Origin of the sequence: Mycobacterium sp. (assembly GCF_050700595.1) — a bacterium.
Classification (GTDB): Bacteria; Actinomycetota; Actinomycetes; order Mycobacteriales; family Mycobacteriaceae; genus Mycobacterium.
This window is the reverse complement of the sequence record NZ_JBOHHI010000036.1, coordinates 1-18392: the sequence shown is the minus strand read 5'-3', so window position 1 is coordinate 18392 and position 18392 is coordinate 1. Positions and strand designations below refer to the sequence as shown.

Sequence of the window (18392 nt, the reverse complement as noted above, 5' to 3'; positions counted from 1 at the left end):
ACAGAAGACCATGGGGCATTCAACGCCGACCGTGACCGCGAACATCTACAGCGACCTCTATGCCGACGAGTTGGACCAGGTCGCAACCAACCTTGATCAGCTTCACGCGACTGAGGTACACACACCGAAGACCGGACAAGAACCGGACGAGTCAAACCAACCAACGAGTGCATAATCCGTGTCAATGCAGGTCAAAGATGGTGGCCAGGGCCGGGATCGAACCGGCGACCTTCCGCTTTTCAGACGGAGTTCCGTCCTCCATCGATGTATTTCAGCTGGTCAGGCTCGACGTGAGACCTGCAATCAGACGGGTTGGATCAGTCGGTCTGGCTCGTTGGCCCCATGTTGGCCCCATGCGATGACCCAATCTGCATGGCAAGCCGATCGGGTTACCTAGTCGGTAGAAGTGGGACTTGGGTGAAGTCTTAGTGCGTGGTTTTCACTTACCGAACAGAGCGCGGCGGTCCCGGCGGATCTCATAGAACTATCGGCCGCAACTTGAATCGCCGTGGGATGTCCGGAGACAGGCTGGATGCAGTGCAATTTGCTTGCGTGTGGTCCGATGGGCACCATGTGCGCATCCCAATCTGGCAGCAGCTTTACGGCGCCGGCTCAAGCATCAGGCCCCACGGCGTGGTGACGTTGGTGAGCGGTTCGGGCGGCGGGTCGGTGAGCGCGATGAGGTCTCCCGCCAAGCTCGCGGTGCCGCGGCCCTCGAAGAGTGCGACGCAAGCGTTGCCGTCCAGGCGGGACGGGAACCGGACGGCGCCGGCGCCTCGGTCAAAAAGGTCCGCGGCGATCGTCTGCGTGATGGCGCGGCGACTGGTGGTGATCTCGTGTAGATCGAGGTGCTGCAGGTCGTGCTCGAGCAGCAGTTCGACGTGGCGATGCTCGATCTCCTGGCGTGTGGGGACGTCGGTCAGGTCGATCAAGGGGCCATCGAGCTTGAGGACTGTGGGAACGAGGACGTGCTGTATGCGCCACTGCGTAGTGACCGGCTTCTCTGTGAAGTCTTGAGCGGCCTGGGGTCCGTAGCGCTCGACATGGCGGCGCAGCGCGCCGAGGTTCGGCCGGAAGTCGGCTAGCACCTCGCGGAGAGACGTTTCGGCCGAGTCAGCGCAATAGAGCGTGCGGAAACGGCGGTGGACGTCGTCGAAACGGTGACTGAACTGGTACAGCTCTGATATGTAGACGGTCCTGTCAAGTGGGCAGTGGAGAGTGGCGATCGCTGGGATTAAGCGGCCGCTGCTTTTGTTGACCGGATGAGGTGTCCGTCGAGGTCGAGCGTGTCGGGTCGACGCGTTGTCAGTCTGATATGCGCGGGTTGGTTACCGCAGGACGGGACTTTCGAGTCGGAGCGGTTCGCGGTATCTAGCAACGAGCGTCATCAGTTGCCCGGCAACATGATTGCTCATAGAGCTTTCGCGGGTCGCTCCAAGACGCCTGCCGACCTTTCCGGGCACCTCATCCGGTGGCCTTGAGGTTTACCCGTCGAGCACGGCGAGCGACCAGCACCAGCCGGCCAGTTCGCGGGCGATCGCCGCATTGGCGACCACGGAACGTTTCTTGCGTGCATCGAATCCTTGCCAGCGCGCGTGCAGACGCCGATTGGCCTGCTGTCCGCGGGCTGCAGCGGATGGAGTTGCGGCTTCCCAGCGCCGCCGCAGCTTTTCACCCGGGCAGTACCGTGGACGGTGGTGCCAGGCGGCCTCCACCAGCAGCCGCCGAACATGGCTGTTGCCAGTCTTGGTGACCCCGCCTTGGCTGCGGCTGGCCCCAGAGGAATACTCGGTGGGAACCAACCCGAGGTACGCCCCGATGGATCGGCCGGTCAGCCGATTCCAGTCACCGATCTCGACGGCCAGCCCGAACGCGGTCAACGTGGCGATTCCGCGAATGCAAGACAGGCGTGTGACCTGTGGGGGTGAACTCAGAGTCGGCGGCCATGTCCTCGATCGCCTTATCGAGTCGGTCCCGGCGACCTAGCGTGGCTAGCATCGCTTCAAAGCAGGTGTCGTAGGCCAGTTGCAACACCGGATCGTCGAACCGTTGGGCACGCAGCCACAGCTCGTGCTCACCCGTCCAGGCTTTGCCTCCGGAGTAGACGATCCCCTGGCGCAAAAGGAGTTTCGACAGTCGGTGTCGAGTGCTCATCAGATCACCGCGGCAATCCTCACGGGCGCGCACCAGATCACGCGCGGATTCCTGTGTACGGGTGGGGATGGTCACCGCGGTGACCTCTTCGACCAGCAACAGCCGGGCGAGATGACGGGCATCCCGTGCGTCGGTCTTGACCCGATCTCCGGACGGTCTGATCAACTTCGACGGCGCAGCCACCTCGCACACGATCCCCGCAGCCTCTAATGACCGGGCCAATCCAAATCCTGTCGGCCCGGCTTCATACACCGCTGCCGCTGGCCCGGGTAACGACTGGATCCAGGCGGCGATCTCTTCATGGTTCGGCGTTAACCGCTGCTCGAAGACCTCTCCGGTCTCCCGATCCAACCCGCACGCAACAACCGAACGTGCATGCACATCCAAGCCGACACTGCAGAAGATGACAGTGCCGCACGTGATCGTGGCGGGTGGCGGCCTGGCAGGGTTGTCGACGTCGGTGTGGTTGAGTGACCGCGGTTATCGCGTGACGCTGCTCGAGGCTCGGGCTCGTCTGGGCGGTCGCACCTTTGGCATCGATGTGCCGCAGGCCGGTGCGACGGTGGATAACGGGCAGCATGCGATGCTGCGTTGCTACACGCGGCTTATGGAGTATCTGGTGCGCATCGGTAGTCAGGACCAGGTGACGTGGACGAAGGCCTGGGTCCAGCGCGAACCGGGACGCGGTCCAGTTCAGCTGACGCCGTTGCACATGCTGCGCTCTGGTGCGGTGCCGCTGCGGGAGGCGCCGCCGATCATCCGTGCGCTGTGCCATCTTGTCTATGCGATTGTGAGACGCCCACGTAGCCTGGATCAGCTATCCGTCGATGTGTGGCTGAGACGGATCGGTGCGCCAAAGTCGCTACGCAACTTGTCCTTTGACCCGTTCGTCACCGCGCTTAACGACACGCCGCAGCGTCATTCCGCGTACACAATGGTCGAGACTCTGCGGATGATCGCGCAGCGGTCTTTGAAGGATCCGCGCAATCTGGGCCTTGGTTATGCGACGACCGACCTCAACAACTTGTTCGTCGTTCCTGCGGAGTTGGTGTTGACGCAGCGCGGTGTCGATATCAGGCTGAGTACGAAGGTAGCGTCGGTCAACGTAAATAATGAGCGTTGCGCCGGTGTGGTGCTCAAGGGCGGTGAGGCCTTCGACGCCGACGCGGTCGTCCTTGCTCTCCCAGCGTGGGACGCGGCCACCGTGTTTGAGGCGAGCGACCTCGGCTACCGAGATTTCTTTGACCCGATCAGTTCGATCGAGGCGGCCCCGATCGTGTCGACCTATGTCTGGCTGGATCGGCCGCTGCAGATGACGCAAGCGTTTGAGGGCTTGCTCGGCACCGCATCAGAGTGGGTGTTCGACCGGACCACGCTCTACGGACGGCGCGACGGAATTGGATATGGCTACAGCCTGGTGACAGGTGCGGCGTGGCGACAGCAGACGATGACCAACGCTCAGGTGGTTGAAGAGGTTCTCGCGTCGCTCCGTACTCACTTCCCCGAATTCGCCGACAGCACAGTCGTGTACACCCACGTCGTTCGGCAACCGAGCGCCACGTTCTCGCCTCGTCCAGGATCGCAAGGCGCCCGTCGGCCACCGCGAACACCGGTGCCGGGTCTCATCCTGGCCGGCGACTGGACTGATCTGGGTATGACGTCGCTCATGGAAGGCGCTGTGGAGAGCGGCCACCGCGCGGTCGAGGAGGTCGAGAGACAATTGGGAATCAAGTCCGCTGTCACCGCGAAGCAATTTCGGCGATTCGGAGTTCAGCCGGCCGCGGACCCCAACATCTGTAGGTGATATTCAGCTGGGCCGAACATCGTGTCGATCGCTAAGATCCGTTTCATGTAGTGACCGACGGCAAGTTCGTCGGTCATTCCGATGCCACCGTGGATCTGAACCGCGGACTCGGCGAGTTTGCGTCCTAGACTAGGCGTCCCACCTGTGCCTTGACGAGGGAGTAATCGCGGGTGTCAGCGCGCCCGCTTTCAACGAGTGCGGTTGTGTAGAGCAACGTCGATCGAGCCTTCACGTAGGCGAGCTTCATATCCGCGATCTTGTGTGCGATCACCTGAAAATGTGTAATCGGAACACCAAACTGCGTCCGTGTGCTCGCGTAAGTTGCAGTGGCGTCGAGGAGCGCTCCCATCGCGCCGACCGCTTCGGCAGCAAGACTAAGAACTGCGTCGTTAACGATGTCTTGAATCGACTGTGATGCGTTGGCGCAGAGCAGCGCAGCCGAAGAAACCCGCACCTGGTCGAATCGGATGTTCGCGGCGCGGCGACCATCGATCGTCTGGTATGGCGTTAGCGTCACTCCATCTGTAAGTGGCTCGACAAGCAAGGTCGCGAACGCATCCCCGGTCAGGCGCGCAGTCACGACGACGATGTCGGCGCCGGCGCCATCGAGCACTAGGCGCTTCTCGCCTCGAATGACGTAATACTCCCCGTCGGGATGCGCGGTGGTCGAGATCATGTGTAGGGCGGCTGTGCCGTGCGATTCCTCGTGAGCCAACGCGGCTCGCATGTCGCCCGTCACGATCTGCCGCAGCCACGCAGATGCCAGCTCACAATCCTTGGCCCTGGCGAGTGCGCGCCCTGCAAAGATGATCGAGGAGAGGTAAGGCTCGATTACGAGGTGACGTCCGAAGAGCTCAGTGACCGCGACGATGTCGGAGGCCGTCCCGCCGAGACCGCCGATCGACTCAGGCAGCGGCATGGCTAAAAGACCCATCGCTTTGAGCTGACTCCAAACCTTGTCAGACATGCCTGCGGCAGAACGCAGGACGGCTTGGCGGTGCTCGAGGCCGTAATGCTGGGCGAGATAGTCGGCGAGCGATCTCCGCATCATCGTTTGCTCGTCGGTAAATGTGAAATCCATTGTCGCGCAGGCTCTCAATCTAGAATCGGCGGTGTTCGTGAGAGAAGGTCTCGTTGGATCTCGTTCGTTCCGGCATAGATCGTGGTGGCCCGCGAGTTCAGGTAGTACGGCATGGCAACCAGGTCGAAGTCGCTGTCTAGTGGCCGGACACCCGCGCCGACAGTCAGTGCTTCTAGCTGGAGCGGTAAGCCGTTCAAGCCGGCTACTCTGATCATCGCAGTCGAGATGCGTTGTGTCAGTTCAGAGCTCATGATTTTCAGCAGGGACGGAGTTGCTGGTCCCGAACCCATTTGGTGACCGCTGATCACCAATTTCTCGAAAGCTCCGTAGGCCGTGACCTCAGCTTCGAGCTCGCCGATATCGCGCTGGAAAACCGGATCTTCGGATAATGGTCCGCTGCCGGGGCAAGGCGTAACTGCGGCAGCATCTCGAACGCGCCGCAGCTTATGACGCAGCCAAGGACTTTGCGCGGCGCCGCCACGCTCGTGGCGAAGCAATTGCTTCGCCACCGTCCAGCCGTCATTCTCGGCCCCGACACGTCCGGTTTGGGAAATACGGACATTGTCGAAGAACACTTCGCATTGTTCGGGTTGGCCGTCTAATCCGGTTATTGGCCGCACGGTCAGTCCTGGGTAGTCCATCCTGTCCAGGAGCAGGAAGGTGATGCCTTGCTGCTTCTTGCCCGACCGACTGGTGCGTACCAGCATAAACATGCGATTGGCTTTGTGGGCGAGCGTGGCCCAGGTCTTTTGACCATTGATGATGTAGTCGTCGCCGTCTGCGGTCGCGGAGCAGGCGAGGGCGGCCAGATCGGATCCAGCGTTGGGCTCGGAGTATCCCTGTGCCCAATAGTCTTCGCCGGAAAGAATCCCTGGGAGGTATCTCTGTTTCTGCTCGTCGGTGCCGAGCTCCATGAGTAGAGGACCAACCATTTGAAGACCGTTGGGCAGCAGCGGCGGCAGGTCGCGCTCGCAGTACTCCTCGGCGAAGATCAAGCGTTGTTCGACAGACCACCCCGTACCGCCGTATTCGACCGGCCACGCCGGCGCGGACCAGCCTTTAGCGTGGAGGATGCGGTGCCACCGCATCACTTCGTCGAACGGCGCGAACACGCTCGTCGTTTTCCGGCCCGCCTCCCGGGCGGCCGGTGTCGGCGCGGTGTCGAGAAATTCGGCGACTTCACGCCGGAACGCCTCGAGCTCTGGGTTATCGTCAAGACGCATTCGTCGGGGTGTCCTTTGTTCGGGCGGTGAACGTGGCGATGCGATCCTGCATGTCGGGTCCCACGCCGGCGTTCTCCAGGACCTCCCAGTGCAGTCCGGCATCGATGGAGATGGCGTCGGTTGCTTCCAACAGCTGCTTATTGGCTCGGTGACTGAAGGGTGAATTCGCCGCGATTCGAGTGGCCAGCGTGGTGATCTCCTGATCGAAGTCGCCATAGGGTATTGCGTACTCGGCCAGTCCGATACGTACGGATTCGGCTGCATCGATCATGTCGCAGGTGAACATGAGCCGTTTGGCTGCCGCGGCGCCCACCCGCCGCGGCAGACGCTGGCTCAGGCCCCAGATGGGTGTCAACGCCCACTTTGCATGGGTGTCACCGAAGCGCGCGTTGTCCGCGGCGACGATGAAGTCGCAGGCCAAGGCGACTTCGAGGGCACCGGTGTAGCAGTGCCCGTGGACCGCGGCGATCACCGGCTTTGGAAGCTTCTCCAAGAGGCGAAGTGTCTGGCTGTGCCATCCCGCTGAGGGGGACGACTCTCCGGCTGAAATATCGTTGAGATCGTGGCCTGCAGAAAAGCACCGGCCTGCGCCACGCAACACAACACATCGGATCGAATCATCATCCTGAAGCGCTTCAACATGACTCCGCAGTTCGGCGAAGAACTCAGTGGTCAGCGCGTTGAGCTTCTCCGGTCGGTTCAGCCACAACGTCGTCCAATCGTCGTGATCCTCTCGACGGACACGGGGGTCCATGCGGGTCTCCTCTACGATCCTTCATGGGTGAGCTACTGCTCACAGATCAGCTCATACTCAAAAAGCCTGGTGGCTCGACTACGGGCGGCTAAGCCAAATCCTCCCTCCGCCTGCTATATTCACACCGGATAAGTGACTCCGGTGAGTTCCTCCGATATCTTCCACATCCGTGCCTGCAGCTGCAGATCGTGAGAACGGCGACTTGAATCGACGACAGTAGGATTCCCTCGACGCTCGCCACGTCCGTCGGGCCCGTAGTACTGCCCACCTTTAACGTCAGGGTCAGTGGCGGCTCGTAAAATTGGCAGCGCCCCCATGCCAACAGGCTGCAACAAGAGCGGCTCCACGGTGTTGATCGCTAGTCGAAGCCATCGCGGGAAGTCACGCGTCAGTTCGGTGCCCGTAAGACCGGGGTGTGCGGCGACGGCTATCGGCGCCCCGAAGGCAGCGGCCAAGCGGCGCTGCAGCTCGTAGGTGAAGAGAAGGTTGGACAGCTTGGATCTGCCGTAGGCCGCGACGCGATCGTACTTCTGATGGGATTGTAGGTCCTCGAAATTGATCGTGGATCGCTGCCGGTGACCCAAGCTACTGACGGTAACGACCCGCGAATTCTCCACGGATAACAGGCTTTTGAGGATAAGGCCGGTGAGTGCGAAATGGCCGAGATGATTGGTGCCGAACTGCAGCTCGAATCCGTCTTCGGTGGTGCCCTTGGGCGTCCACATCACTCCGGCGTTGTTGACGAGCAGATCGATATGAGGGTGGTCGGACATGAGCTGTTCGGCCGCCTCGCGGACGGAGTTCAGCGACGTCAGGTCCAGTTCCTGCACCGTTATGACTGCCCGCGGACTGTCACGCATGATCTCGGCAGCAGCATCGTGACCCTTGCCGACGTTGCGCACCGCCATCACGACTCGGGCATGGGGTTGACCCCTGATGGTGGACACCTATCTGGTGGGACTGCTGGTCCCGCGGGAAGGATGTCCCTATGTCGGGCAAGCGTCGCAAGTACACCCCGGAGTTTCGGGAGCAGGCTGCCCGCCTGGTGATTGAGACCGGTCGCCCGGTGGCGCACGTGGCCGCCGAGATTGGTGTTGGTGAACAAGTGCTGGGGCGTTGGGTGCGCCTCCAACGCCAAGCCTTATCGGCCGGTGATACTGGCGCGGTGCTGGATGCTGATGAACGCGCGGAGCTAGAGCGTCTGCGCCGTGAAAATGCCGAATTATGTTTGGACCGTGAGTTTTTGAAAAAAGCCGCGGCCTTCTTCGTCTCCGAACACAACCGGTAGAAGCCTACCGGGTGATCGAGGCGGAGAAGGCCACCTACAGCATCAAGCGGATGTGCGAACTGCTGGAGGTGTCCCGTTCGGGGTTCTACAAATGGCGCGCCAACCGCAATGGCGGGCCAACCCCGGCACACCAGCGGCGCGCCGAGCTGGACGCCAAGGTCGCGAAGTTCCACACGGCCTCTGACGGCGTCTACGGCACCCCGCGCATCCTGGCCGACCTGCGCGCCGACGGGCAGAGGGTGTCCCGCAAAACGGTGGCAGCCTCGCTGCGCCGGCAAGGGTTGGCCGGGATCAGCCCGCGCCGATTCGCGCCGGTCACCACGGTCGTCGACCCCGATGCAGTGATACCCAAAGACCTGGTGGGGCGCCGTTTCGATACCGGGCGGCTCAACCGGGTGTGGACCTCCGACATCACCTACCTGCGCACTGGTGAGGGCTGGCTGTATCTGTGCGCGGTGCGCGATGGCTGCTCACGGCGGGTGATCGGCTGGGCCATCGATGAGTACCTGCACACCGATCTGGTCCAGGCCGCCCTGGCGATGGCCGTGGCGATGCGCGGCGAGCTGGCCGAACAGGTGATTCTGCACGCTGATCGCGGCTGCCAGTACACCTCCGCACAGCTCGCGCGGTTCGCCCGCGAGCACAACCTGCTCCGCTCGGTTGGCCGCACGGCGGTGTGTTGGGACAATGCTCAGGCCGAGTCATTCTGGGCGACAATGAAAGTTGAGTTCTACGACAGGTATCTTTGGCCGACCAAGGCGGCCGCCAAGCTGGCCGTTGGCGACTGGATCGAGCGAGTCTACAACCGACGCCGACGTCACTCGGCCATCGCTATGATGAGTCCGGTCGACTTCGAAGACCGACTCACTCAGACGGCACAAGCCGCCTGACCCTGTGTCCACCAAACGGGGTCAAGCCCACCTCTTACGTTGGTGTCGTGCGGGGACACGCACGCTCGCCGGGGTGACTCGTCATGATCGGCGCTGCGCCGCCCTGACCAGGTTCGACCCGACGATCAGGCGCTGAATCTCGCTGGTCCCCTCGTAGAGCCGCAACAACCGGACGTCGCGGTAGATCCGCTCCACCGGCACCTCGCGCATGTAGCCGCTGCCGCCGTGGATCTGCACGGCGAGATCCGCGACCTTGCCGGCCATTTCGGTGCAGAAAAGCTTCGCCGCCGACGGGGCGATCCGGCGGTCCCGATCGGTGATCCACAACCGGGCGGCATCGCGGACCAAAGCGCGCCCGGCCATCACCCCGGTCTGCTGGTCGGCCAGCATCGCCTGCACCAACTGGAAGTTCCCGATCGGCGTGCCGCCCTGGGTGGCCGTGGCCGCGTATGCCACGGATTCGTCGAGTGCGCGCTGAGCGGCACCGACGGCGAGCGCGGCGATGTGGATTCGGCCGCGCGCCAGCGACGTCATCGCCGCCCGGTAACCGATGTCCTCGCTGCCGCCAATCAGGGCGCCGGCCGGGACGCGGACGTCGGTGAAGCTGACGTCGGCCGTCCACGCGCCTTCCTGGCCCATCTTGGCGTCCTTGGCGCCCACCTCGACGCCGGCAGTGTCCGCCGGGACCAGGAAGACCGCGATGGCGGGGCCCGCGTCGTCGGCCGGCCGGGTGCGGGCGAACACCACGAACAGATCGGCAACCGGTGCATTGGTGATGAAGCGCTTCTCGCCGGAGATCACCCAATCACCGCTTTCGGCAACCGCTTTGGTGCGCAGTCCGGCCGGGTTGGAGCCGGCGCCGGCCTCGGTCAGCGCGAACGAGGCGATCACGTCGCCGGAGGCCATCGCGGCCAACCAGCGGGACTTCTGCTCGTCGGTGCCGAACCCGACCAGAACCTGTCCGGCGATGCCGTTGTTGGTGCCGAACATCGATCGCAGCGCCAGCGAGGTGTAGCCCAACTCCATCGCCAACTCGACGTCCTGGGTCAGGTCCAAGCCGAGTCCGCCCCACTCCGGCGGGATGGCATAGCCGAACAATCCCATCTTCTTGGCCTGGTCGGCAAGGTCGTCGGGAACCCGGTCGGTAGCCAGGATCTCCTGCTCACGCGGGACGACGGCGCTGCGGACGAACTGGCGGGTCTGTGCGAGGATCTGCCGGAAGTCGTCGTCGTCGACGGCGGCGGTCTGCATAACTTCGCGCTCCTTCCCGGCGGCACTGGCCCGCTACTTCGCGGCGATCATATATGAAATAGGATGTCTGACGTTTCCGACGTCGACGTGAGGACGGTGATCAGGTGTCGTTGCTGACCGGTCAGACAGCGGTCGTCACAGGTGGTGCGCAAGGTCTGGGATTCGCGATCGCCGAACGGTTCGCCGCCGAGGGTGCGCGGGTGGTTCTCGGTGACGTGAACCTCGAGGCAACCGAGGCGGCGGCCAAACGGCTCGGCGGCGAAGACGTGGCGGCGGCGGTGCGCTGCGACGTCACGGTCGCATCGGACGTCGACACTCTGGTCGCGACCGCCGTTGAGCGGTTCGGCGCTCTGGACATCATGGTCAACAACGCCGGCATCACCCGCGACGCAACCATGCGCAAGATGACCGAGGAGCAGTTCGACGAGGTCATCACCGTACATCTGAAGGGGACCTGGAACGGCACCCGTAAAGCTGCGGCGATCATGCGGGAGAACAAGCGCGGCGCGATCGTGAACATGTCGTCGTTGTCCGGCAAGGTCGGCCTGGTCGGGCAGACCAATTATTCGGCAGCCAAGGCCGGGATCGTCGGTATGACCAAGGCCGCCGCCAAGGAGCTTGCCCACCTGGGTGTGCGGGTGAACGCGATCGCGCCCGGCCTGATCCGCTCGGCGATGACCGAGGCGATGCCGCAACACATCTGGGACGAAAAGGTCGCCGAGGTTCCGATGGGCCGCGCGGGTGAGCCGGCCGAGGTCGCCAACGTCGCGTTGTTCCTGGCCTCGGATATGTCGTCGTACATGACCGGCACCGTGCTGGAGATCACCGGCGGGAGGTTCATGTGACCGGACGTGAAGCCGTCATCTGCGAGCCGGTGCGCACCCCGATCGGCCGCTACGGGGGAATGTTCAAGTCGCTGACCGCTCTCGACCTCGGTGTTGCGGCACTGCGAGGGCTGCTGGAGCGAACCGGTATCCCGTCCGAATCAATACAGGACGTCATTGTCGGACACTGCTACCCCAGCAGCGAAGCGCCGGCGATCGGACGTGTAATCGCGCTCGATGCCGGCCTGCCGGTGACGGTGCCGGGCATGCAGGTCGACCGCCGCTGCGGCTCCGGTCTGCAGGCGGTGATCCAGGCATGCATGCAGGTAAGTACCGGCGACCATGATCTCGTCATCGCCGGCGGCGCCGAGAGCATGAGCAACGTGGCCTTCTACTCCACCGACATGCGCTGGGGCGGCGCCCGCAGCGGGGTGCGGGTGCACGACGGCCTTGCCCGCGGCCGCACCACCGCGGGCGGCCAACACTACCCGGTGCCTGGCGGCATGCTGGAGACCGCCGAGAACTTGCGCCGCCAGTACGACATCTCCCGAACCGAACAAGACGAGCTCGCGGTGACCTCGCACCAGCGTGCGGTTGCCGCGCAGAAGAACGGAATATTCGCCGAGGAGATCATTCCGGTCGCGGTGCGGACTCGCCAAGGCGAGGAACTGATCGACACCGACGAACATCCGCGTGCCGATACGTCGGTGGAGTCGCTGCGCAAGCTCAAACCCGCTCTGCTGGGCCATGATCCAGACGCGACGGTGACCGCCGGCAACGCCAGTGGGCAAAACGACGCGGCATCGATGTGCGTGGTGACCACACCGGAAAAAGTCGGCGAATTGGGCCTGACCCCGCTGGTCCGGCTGGTGTCATGGGGGGTCGCGGCGGTGGCACCCAACATCATGGGCATCGGCCCGGTGCCGGCCACCGAGGTCGCGCTCGCCAAGGCGGGACTGCAATTGAGCGACATCGATGTGATCGAACTCAACGAGGCGTTCGCCGCGCAGGCCCTTGCCGTGATGCGGGAGTGGCGCTTTGGCGCCGCCGACCGTGAACGGACCAACGTGCATGGATCCGGCATCTCGCTCGGCCATCCGGTCGGCGCGACCGGCGGCCGGATGCTGGCCACGCTGGCACGCGAGCTCACCCGGCGAGGTGCGCGCTACGGGCTGGAGACCATGTGCATCGGCGGGGGACAGGGGCTGGCCGCGGTGTTCGAACGGATCTCCTCGTGACTTTGCCGCTGAGCGATGTCACCGTCATCGAGGTGGCCAGCTTCGTCGCCGCACCGTTGTGCGGAATGACGTTGAACCAACTTGGCGCACAGGTGATTCGGGTCGACCCGATCGGTGGCGCGTCCGACGTAAACCGCTGGCCGCTGGCCGCCAGTGGCACCTCGATCTACTGGACCGGCCTGAACAAGGGAAAGCGCTCGGCGACCATCGATCTGCGCTCACCCGAGGGCCAGGAGTTGATCCAGCGATTGATCGTCGAGGGTGATGGCATCGTGGTGACCAACACCGCGGGCCTGCCCTGGCTGTCGTATGAAAAGCTCACCGCCCTGCGCGACGACGTGATCCACGTCCAGTTGCTCGGCCGCGGTGACGGTTCCACCGGAGTGGACTACACCGTCAACGCCGCGATCGGATACCCGCTGGTGACCGGTCCGGCCAACCATGCCGGCCCGATCAACCATGTGTTGCCGGCCTGGGATGTGTGCTGCGGCCTGTACGCCGCGCTCGCGGTGGTCGCTGCGCTACGACGCCGCGACCAGTCCGGCGCCGGCGCCCAAATCAGCCTGGCGCTCGAAGATGTCGCGCTGGCCACCGCCGGAAACCTGGGCCTGTTGACCGAACCGCAGGTGAACGGCACGCAGCGCCAACGGCTGGGTAACGCGATCTATGGCCAATACGGTCAGGACTTCACCAGCCGTGACGGTGTCGCGTTCATGGTCGTCACGCTGACCGGGCGACACTTCCGCGACCTGCTCGAGGTAACCGGCACCGGCGCCGCGGTGTCCGGACTCGCCGAGTCGCTCGGCGCCGACTTCAGCGACGAGGGCGACCGCTACCGCTACCGCGACGTGCTGAGCGGGCTATTCGCCACCTGGTTCACCGATCACACCGCGGATCAAATCACCGCGTCGTTGTCGGCGACCACCGTGCTGTTCGAACGCTACCGGACCTTCGCGGAGATCGCCGAAGACGAACGGGTAACAGCGAATCCGTTGTTTTCCCGGCTGTACCAAGACGGGCTTGGCGAATACCTCGCACCGGGACTGCCGATCGCATTCGACGGTGACCATCCCACGAGTCAAGCCGCGCCGGCACTGGGCGGGGACACCGCCGCGGTACTGATGCAACGTTTGGGAGTGAGCACGGCAGACATTGAGCGGCTGACCCGCGCGAAGACGATCGCCCGCTGACCAGAGGAGAGCCGCATGACCAAACTGGCCCAGACGCTCGGTCTGACCGACTTCCAGACCGAGATCATCGCCACGGTACGGCAATTCGTCGAGAAGGAGGTCATTCCCAAGGCGCCGGAGCTCGAACACACCGACACCTACCCGCAGGACATCGTTGACCAGATGCGGGAGATGGGTCTGTTCGGCCTGATGGTCCCGCAGGAGTACGGCGGGCTGGGTGAGTCGTTGTTGACCTATGCGCTTTGTGTGGAGGAGTTGGCCCGTGGCTGGATGAGCGTCTCCGGCGTGCTCAACACCCACTTCATCGTCGCTTATATCCTGCGACAGCACGGCACCGATGCGCAGAAGCAGCGGCTGTTGCCGCGCATGGCAACGGGCGAAGTTCGCGGCGCGTTTTCGATGTCCGAGCCTGAGTTGGGTTCCGACGTCGCCGCCATCCGTACCCGCGCGACCCGCAATCCGGACGGGAATTACACGATCAACGGCCAGAAGATGTGGCTGACCAATGGCGGTAGCTCGACGTTGGTGGCGGCGTTGGTGCGCACCGACGAGGGAGCGGACTCACCGCACCGTAACCTGACCGCGTTCCTCGTCGAGAAGCCGACCGGGTTCGGTGAGGTCACACCGGGGTTGGTGATACCGGGCAAGATCGACAAGCTGGGCTACAAGGGCATCGACACCACCGAAATGATATTCGACGGGTACATCGCCAGTGCCGACGATCTCCTGGGCGGTGCGCCAGGGCAGGGCTTCTACCAGATGATGGACGGGATCGAGGTCGGCCGGGTCAATGTGTCTGCGCGGGCCTGCGGGGTCGCGCTTCGCGCGTTCGAACTCGCGGTGCGCTATGCCCAGCAACGACAAACATTCGGCAAGCCGATCGCCGAGCATCAGGCCATCGCCTTCCAAATCGCCGAGATGGCCACCAAAGTCGAGGCCGCACATCTGATGATGGTCAACGCGGCCCGGCTGAAGGACTCCGGCGAGCGTAACGACGTCGCCGCAGGCATGGCGAAGTATCTGGCCAGCGAGTTCTGTTCGGAGGTCACCCAGCAGAGCTTCCGCATCCACGGCGGCTACGGCTATTCCAAGGAGTACGAGATCGAGCGGCTGATGCGCGACGCCCCGTTCCTGCTCATCGGGGAGGGAACCAGCGAGATCCAGAAGCAGATCATCAGCAAGCGGCTGCTCGCCGACTATCGGATCTGACCGTGAGTGTTCCGGAATTCGCCGCACGGCCGCAGCTGTCCGAAGACGTTGCGCGCTTTGTCCGTAACCGGATTTTCGACGGCACCTACTCCGCGGGAGAGTACGTGCGGTTAGACCAATTAGCGGCGGAGCTCGGTATCAGCGTCACGCCGGTGCGCGAGGCGTTGTTCGAGCTTCGCGCCGAGGGGCTGCTCGCGCAGCAGCCGCGCCGCGGCTTCGTGGTGTTGCCGGTGACCGGCGGAGACCTCGCCGACGTGGCCAACGTACAAGCACACGTCGGCGGCGAACTCGCCGCACGCGCCGCGCTCAACATCGACGAAGACCAGCTGCGTGAGCTCAAGGAAATCCAGACTCAGCTCGAGGAAGCCTATGCCGGGGACGACGGCGAACGGGCGGTCCGGCTCAACCACGAGTTCCACCGGGCCATCAACGTTGCCGCTGACTCGCCGAAGCTGGCCCAACTGATGTCGCAGATCACCCGTTACGCACCGGAATCGGTGTTTCCCACCATCGCCGGGTGGCCCGGCCAGTCGATCAAAGACCACCGCCGGGTGGTGGCGGCGTTGCACAAGCACGACGAGGAGCTTGCCCGCAAGGCCATGTCGCAGCATCTCGCCGCCGGCGCGGCGCCGTTGATCGATCACCTCGTCGAACATGGAGTTATCGACGGTTCGAGCCGTCCGAACTCGCGTCGGCGGGCGCGCTCGCAGGGCTGACTACGGGCTACGCCTTCTGGTTGGTGTCGTAGGTTGCCATGCCGAGCTCTAACCATGCGGTCAATAGGTGCTGGTCTCCGGACGCGGCTACGACATCGTCGTCGCCGAGTTGTTCGGCCGATGCGCAATGCACAGCATCGTAGCCACGCAGAGAAAGACGGTGAGTCAGGTCAGCCGCACGGGCCGCGACCTGCTCATCCACCTCAACGACATCCATCTCTGACCACATCTGGTCGAGACGCCGACGTGCCTGGAGATGCTTGCCCTGGCTGAGGCGCCCGATCCGCGCGCCTGTGCCAGCGCTGCAGCAGTTTCCACATAGAGCAGCCGTGACGACACGATGACGTCGGCGTCATCCCAGAACCGTCGGCCCGTTTGGCTGGTTGGCTCCTCGATCAGTAACGGAACGAAGGCCGAGGTGTCCAGATAGCCGATCACCTACGCTGCTCGCCGACCAGGTCGCTAACCGTGCCACCGGTGGCCAGCGGGGCGGGTGCGGGCTTCTTACGGCTTCGTGCGCGCTGGATGCGACCCTCCTGTCGGAGTTGCTCCAACTTCGTTGGCCGTTGTATCGGCACGATGCGCGCGATCGGGCGCCCGTGATCCGTCACGGTCACGGTTCGCCCTTCCCGAACCTCCGCCAGGTGCCGGCTCAACTGGTCACGCAACTCGCGAACGCCGATCTCCACGCCAACCCGCTTCCAAAGTAGTCATTTATGTCAGCGGTATTATAGCCACAAATGGTTAGCTGACGGGACCGTCGTGGCGACGCGATAGTGTGCCTGCGGCTAGCTGCGCCATGCCCGTTACCACTTCGGCCGCCGAGACGACTGCGTTGACGAGTCCGGCGGCTTGACCGACGGTGACATTGGCAATGGCATAGTCACGCGCGGTAACGGCTCGCGAATATTCGCTGATGCTGTCTTCGGCGTGGAGCATCTCGCGTTCGGTGCCGTCGAATCGGTCGGTGAGGCTGTTGCGCAGCACGCTCATGGTGTGCCCACTCGGCCAGGGATAGCCTCGGAGCTGGTCGTAGATCGTGGTGCGGCAAGTGTCGTCGCCGTTGGCGGCAATGAGTTGGTCGCGCGCCTGTGGGGTGGATAGTGCTTCCCTTGTGGCGTAAAAGCGGGTGCCGACTAATACCCCTGCGGCGCCCAGCATTAACGCCGCCGCCAGGCTGCGGCCGTCGGCAATGCCGCCTGCGGCGAGCACCGGGATGCCGGCGCCGCGGGCGTCGACCAGGTCGACGATCTCGGGCACCAGGGTCAGCGTGGACCGAGGCCCGAAGCCGTGTCCGCCGGCCTCGCTGCCCTGAGCGACCAACACGTCCGCCCCGACCTGCAACGCCCGCTCGGCTTGGACACGGTCTTGAATTTGGCAGATCAGACGCGCCCCGGCGGACTTGATCGTGGTGGCGAAGCTGCCGGGATCGCCGAATGACAGCATGACCGCCACCGGCTCCCGCTCGAGTGTGAGGTCGAGCAGCCGCGGTTGCTGCGCCAGCGACCAGGTGATGAATCCGCAGCCCACCGCTGATCCGGCGGCCAGATCGAACTGGCGGGTCAACCACTTGGCATTGCCGTAGCCGCCGCCGATGAGGCCGAGCCCACCTGCGTCGCTGACTGCGGCGGCCAGTTCACCGCCGGCGACCATGTCCATCGGCGCGGAGACGATCGGATAGTCGATCCCGAGCAGCTGCGTCAGTGACGTAGACAGCGTCACAGGAACCTCCCCCTGGTCGGGCGGCGGCCGAATCACGGTGGACCACAATTCGTTTGGTTCCTACCACAACCTCAGAGACGCCGTAGAGTTAGCGTGCCGTTTTGGTCCGGCCCTGCCCTCTTGTCGACTTCGTTGCCTTGCGTTGACGGGCAGTCGATTTCGAGTTCTGCTGGATCAACCGGCCGGCGTGGTCGAGGATACAGTCGAGGACGTATTCGAAGTTGGCCTCGTCGGCCGACCCGATGTGGTGGCCCTTCACCGTCATTTGAGCGAGCAGCGGCGTCGTCTGGGCGTCGATGACCATGGTGTCCTCGATCGTGCGCGCGCCATTCTCGGTCGCCCGGTTCTTCTGGTGGAGTCGATGCAGAACCACCGATCCGCGAACATGGACCGACACCGCCGAGTACGTGTCGAAGGCTTCGTCGGGTGATAGCCCCGCCTCGACCAGACCCGCGATGGCCTTCTCGATCTCCTGAACACCGAGCCGGGCCGCTCTGGGGCTGAGCGCGGAACGAATCAAAATCAGGTCGCACAGGATCGGGTTGCCCAGGAACGCCTTCCGCATCGAGCGCGCGTGATTCCGCAGCGTTTCGCGCCAGTCGCTGGCTTCCACGTACGGGGTGGCGAACACGTACTTGCGCAAGGCGCGGTCGGTCATCGCGTTGAGCAGGTCGTCCTTCTTGCGGAAGTACCAGTAGATGCTGGTGACGCCGACGCCGAGGTGCTTGCCGAGCAGCGGCATGCTCAAGTTGTCGATCGATACCTGCTCGGCGAGTTCGAACGCGCCGGTGATGATGTCATCGGGGTTGATGGACCCGCGTTCGCGCCGCTGGCGCTTTTCGGCGGTTGCTTGCTTTGCCACTACGGGCACCTCCATCAAGAATATTGCAGTCTTGTCGAAGCTACGATCTACTACTGTAATACCTATCGTAGGGGTTTTGATATGGACCTGGGGCTGACAAACGCTACCGCAGTCGTCGTCGGCGGCGGTCGCGGAATGGGACTGGCCACCGCGCGGTGCCTGGCAGACGACGGCGCCCGGGTCGCC

General features: G+C 63.8%; 17 protein-coding genes and 4 pseudogenes. 9 read left to right on the top strand and 12 right to left on the bottom strand.

Annotated features, from left to right (window positions below):
• Nucleotides 1-175: pseudogene (locus tag ACRDTL_RS03365) on the top strand (site-specific integrase); the annotation flags it as partial.
• Between the two features lie 424 nt (nt 176-599).
• Here ACRDTL_RS03365 and ACRDTL_RS03360 read toward each other — a convergent pair.
• Both ACRDTL_RS03360 and ACRDTL_RS03355 read right to left on the bottom strand, forming a co-directional pair.
• The gene (locus ACRDTL_RS03360; protein ID WP_431505301.1) at nt 600-1178 is read right to left on the bottom strand and encodes an RES family NAD+ phosphorylase; all 579 of its coding nucleotides are present in this window, start codon (nt 1176-1178) and stop codon (nt 600-602) included.
• Nucleotides 1179-1484: 306 nt separating this feature from the next.
• Nucleotides 1485-2559 (bottom strand): annotated as a pseudogene (locus ACRDTL_RS03355) (IS110 family transposase).
• Between the two features lie 13 nt (nt 2560-2572).
• On the opposite strand from ACRDTL_RS03355, the gene hpnE reads away from it, so the two are divergent.
• A complete protein-coding gene (gene hpnE / locus ACRDTL_RS03350) occupies nt 2573-3958 on the top strand; it encodes a hydroxysqualene dehydroxylase HpnE (RefSeq protein ID WP_431505300.1) in 1386 nt (461 codons plus the stop codon).
• On the opposite strand, the gene ACRDTL_RS03345 is transcribed toward hpnE, so the two are convergent.
• The 5 genes and pseudogenes from ACRDTL_RS03345 to ACRDTL_RS03325 form a co-directional block, all read right to left on the bottom strand.
• The gene (locus ACRDTL_RS03345) at nt 3925-4035 is read right to left on the bottom strand and encodes a hypothetical protein (RefSeq protein ID WP_431505299.1); all 111 of its coding nucleotides are present in this window, start codon (nt 4033-4035) and stop codon (nt 3925-3927) included. The genes hpnE and ACRDTL_RS03345 overlap by 34 nt on opposite strands.
• A gap of 47 nt (nt 4036-4082) precedes the next feature.
• Nucleotides 4083-5039 (bottom strand): acyl-CoA dehydrogenase family protein, encoded by a 957-nt coding sequence (locus ACRDTL_RS03340; protein WP_431505298.1) that lies wholly within the window; start codon nt 5037-5039, stop codon nt 4083-4085.
• A 14-nt stretch (nt 5040-5053) separates the two neighbouring features.
• Nucleotides 5054-6262 (bottom strand): acyl-CoA dehydrogenase family protein, encoded by a 1209-nt coding sequence (locus ACRDTL_RS03335; protein ID WP_431505297.1) that lies wholly within the window; start codon nt 6260-6262, stop codon nt 5054-5056.
• Complete coding sequence (locus tag ACRDTL_RS03330; RefSeq protein ID WP_431505296.1) at nt 6252-7016, bottom strand: enoyl-CoA hydratase/isomerase family protein; 765 nt, start codon at nt 7014-7016, stop codon at nt 6252-6254. Before ACRDTL_RS03330 ends, ACRDTL_RS03335 begins: the two co-directional genes overlap by 11 nt.
• 119 nt (nt 7017-7135) lie before the next feature.
• Nucleotides 7136-7936 (bottom strand): annotated as a pseudogene (locus tag ACRDTL_RS03325) (oxidoreductase); the annotation flags it as partial.
• Nucleotides 7937-8004: 68 nt separating this feature from the next.
• Between ACRDTL_RS03325 and ACRDTL_RS03320 the strand changes: the two are divergent.
• A protein-coding gene (locus ACRDTL_RS03320; RefSeq protein WP_431505295.1) for an IS3 family transposase occupies nt 8005-9194 on the top strand; the annotation gives its coding sequence in 2 pieces (ribosomal slippage) (nt 8005-8275 and nt 8275-9194; 1191 coding nt in all).
• An 81-nt stretch (nt 9195-9275) separates the two neighbouring features.
• Here the strand turns inward: ACRDTL_RS03320 and ACRDTL_RS03315 are convergent.
• On the bottom strand, nt 9276-10445 hold the full coding sequence (locus ACRDTL_RS03315; protein WP_431505294.1) for an acyl-CoA dehydrogenase family protein: 1170 nt from the start codon (nt 10443-10445) through the stop codon (nt 9276-9278).
• 104 nt (nt 10446-10549) lie between these two features.
• On the opposite strand from ACRDTL_RS03315, the gene fabG reads away from it, so the two are divergent.
• The 5 genes from fabG to ACRDTL_RS03290 are packed head-to-tail and all read left to right on the top strand — an operon-like array spanning nt 10550 to nt 15622.
• Complete coding sequence (gene fabG / locus ACRDTL_RS03310; protein ID WP_431505293.1) at nt 10550-11290, top strand: 3-oxoacyl-ACP reductase FabG; 741 nt, start codon at nt 10550-10552, stop codon at nt 11288-11290.
• Entirely contained in the window at nt 11287-12507 is a 1221-nt protein-coding gene (locus ACRDTL_RS03305; protein ID WP_431505292.1) for an acetyl-CoA C-acetyltransferase, read from the top strand. Before fabG ends, ACRDTL_RS03305 begins: the two co-directional genes overlap by 4 nt.
• Nucleotides 12504-13697: a CoA transferase gene (locus ACRDTL_RS03300; RefSeq protein ID WP_431505291.1), complete on the top strand. Its 1194-nt coding sequence runs from the start codon at nt 12504-12506 to the stop codon at nt 13695-13697. The genes ACRDTL_RS03305 and ACRDTL_RS03300 overlap by 4 nt, the downstream gene beginning before the upstream one ends.
• A gap of 15 nt (nt 13698-13712) precedes the next feature.
• Entirely contained in the window at nt 13713-14906 is a 1194-nt protein-coding gene (locus ACRDTL_RS03295) for an acyl-CoA dehydrogenase family protein (protein ID WP_431505290.1), read from the top strand.
• A gap of 2 nt (nt 14907-14908) precedes the next feature.
• Nucleotides 14909-15622 carry a GntR family transcriptional regulator gene (locus tag ACRDTL_RS03290; protein ID WP_431505289.1) on the top strand — a complete coding sequence of 238 codons (714 nt, stop codon included), beginning with the start codon at nt 14909-14911 and terminating at the stop codon, nt 15620-15622.
• 7 nt (nt 15623-15629) lie between these two features.
• On the opposite strand, the gene ACRDTL_RS03285 is transcribed toward ACRDTL_RS03290, so the two are convergent.
• The 4 genes from ACRDTL_RS03285 to ACRDTL_RS03270 all read right to left on the bottom strand — a co-directional run bounded on the left by ACRDTL_RS03285 (nt 15630) and on the right by ACRDTL_RS03270 (nt 18221).
• Nucleotides 15630-15839, bottom strand: a complete 210-nt coding sequence (locus tag ACRDTL_RS03285; RefSeq protein WP_431505288.1) for a PIN domain-containing protein — start codon at nt 15837-15839, stop codon at nt 15630-15632.
• Nucleotides 15840-16056: 217 nt separating this feature from the next.
• Nucleotides 16057-16311 (bottom strand): type II toxin-antitoxin system Phd/YefM family antitoxin, encoded by a 255-nt coding sequence (locus tag ACRDTL_RS03280; protein WP_431505287.1) that lies wholly within the window; start codon nt 16309-16311, stop codon nt 16057-16059.
• A gap of 55 nt (nt 16312-16366) precedes the next feature.
• Nucleotides 16367-17344 carry an NAD(P)H-dependent flavin oxidoreductase gene (locus ACRDTL_RS03275; protein WP_431505286.1) on the bottom strand — a complete coding sequence of 326 codons (978 nt, stop codon included), beginning with the start codon at nt 17342-17344 and terminating at the stop codon, nt 16367-16369.
• Nucleotides 17345-17432: 88 nt separating this feature from the next.
• Nucleotides 17433-18221: a TetR/AcrR family transcriptional regulator gene (locus ACRDTL_RS03270; protein WP_431505285.1), complete on the bottom strand. Its 789-nt coding sequence runs from the start codon at nt 18219-18221 to the stop codon at nt 17433-17435.
• A 66-nt stretch (nt 18222-18287) separates the two neighbouring features.
• Between ACRDTL_RS03270 and ACRDTL_RS03265 the strand changes: the two are divergent.
• Nucleotides 18288-18392: pseudogene (locus ACRDTL_RS03265) on the top strand (short-chain dehydrogenase); the annotation flags it as partial.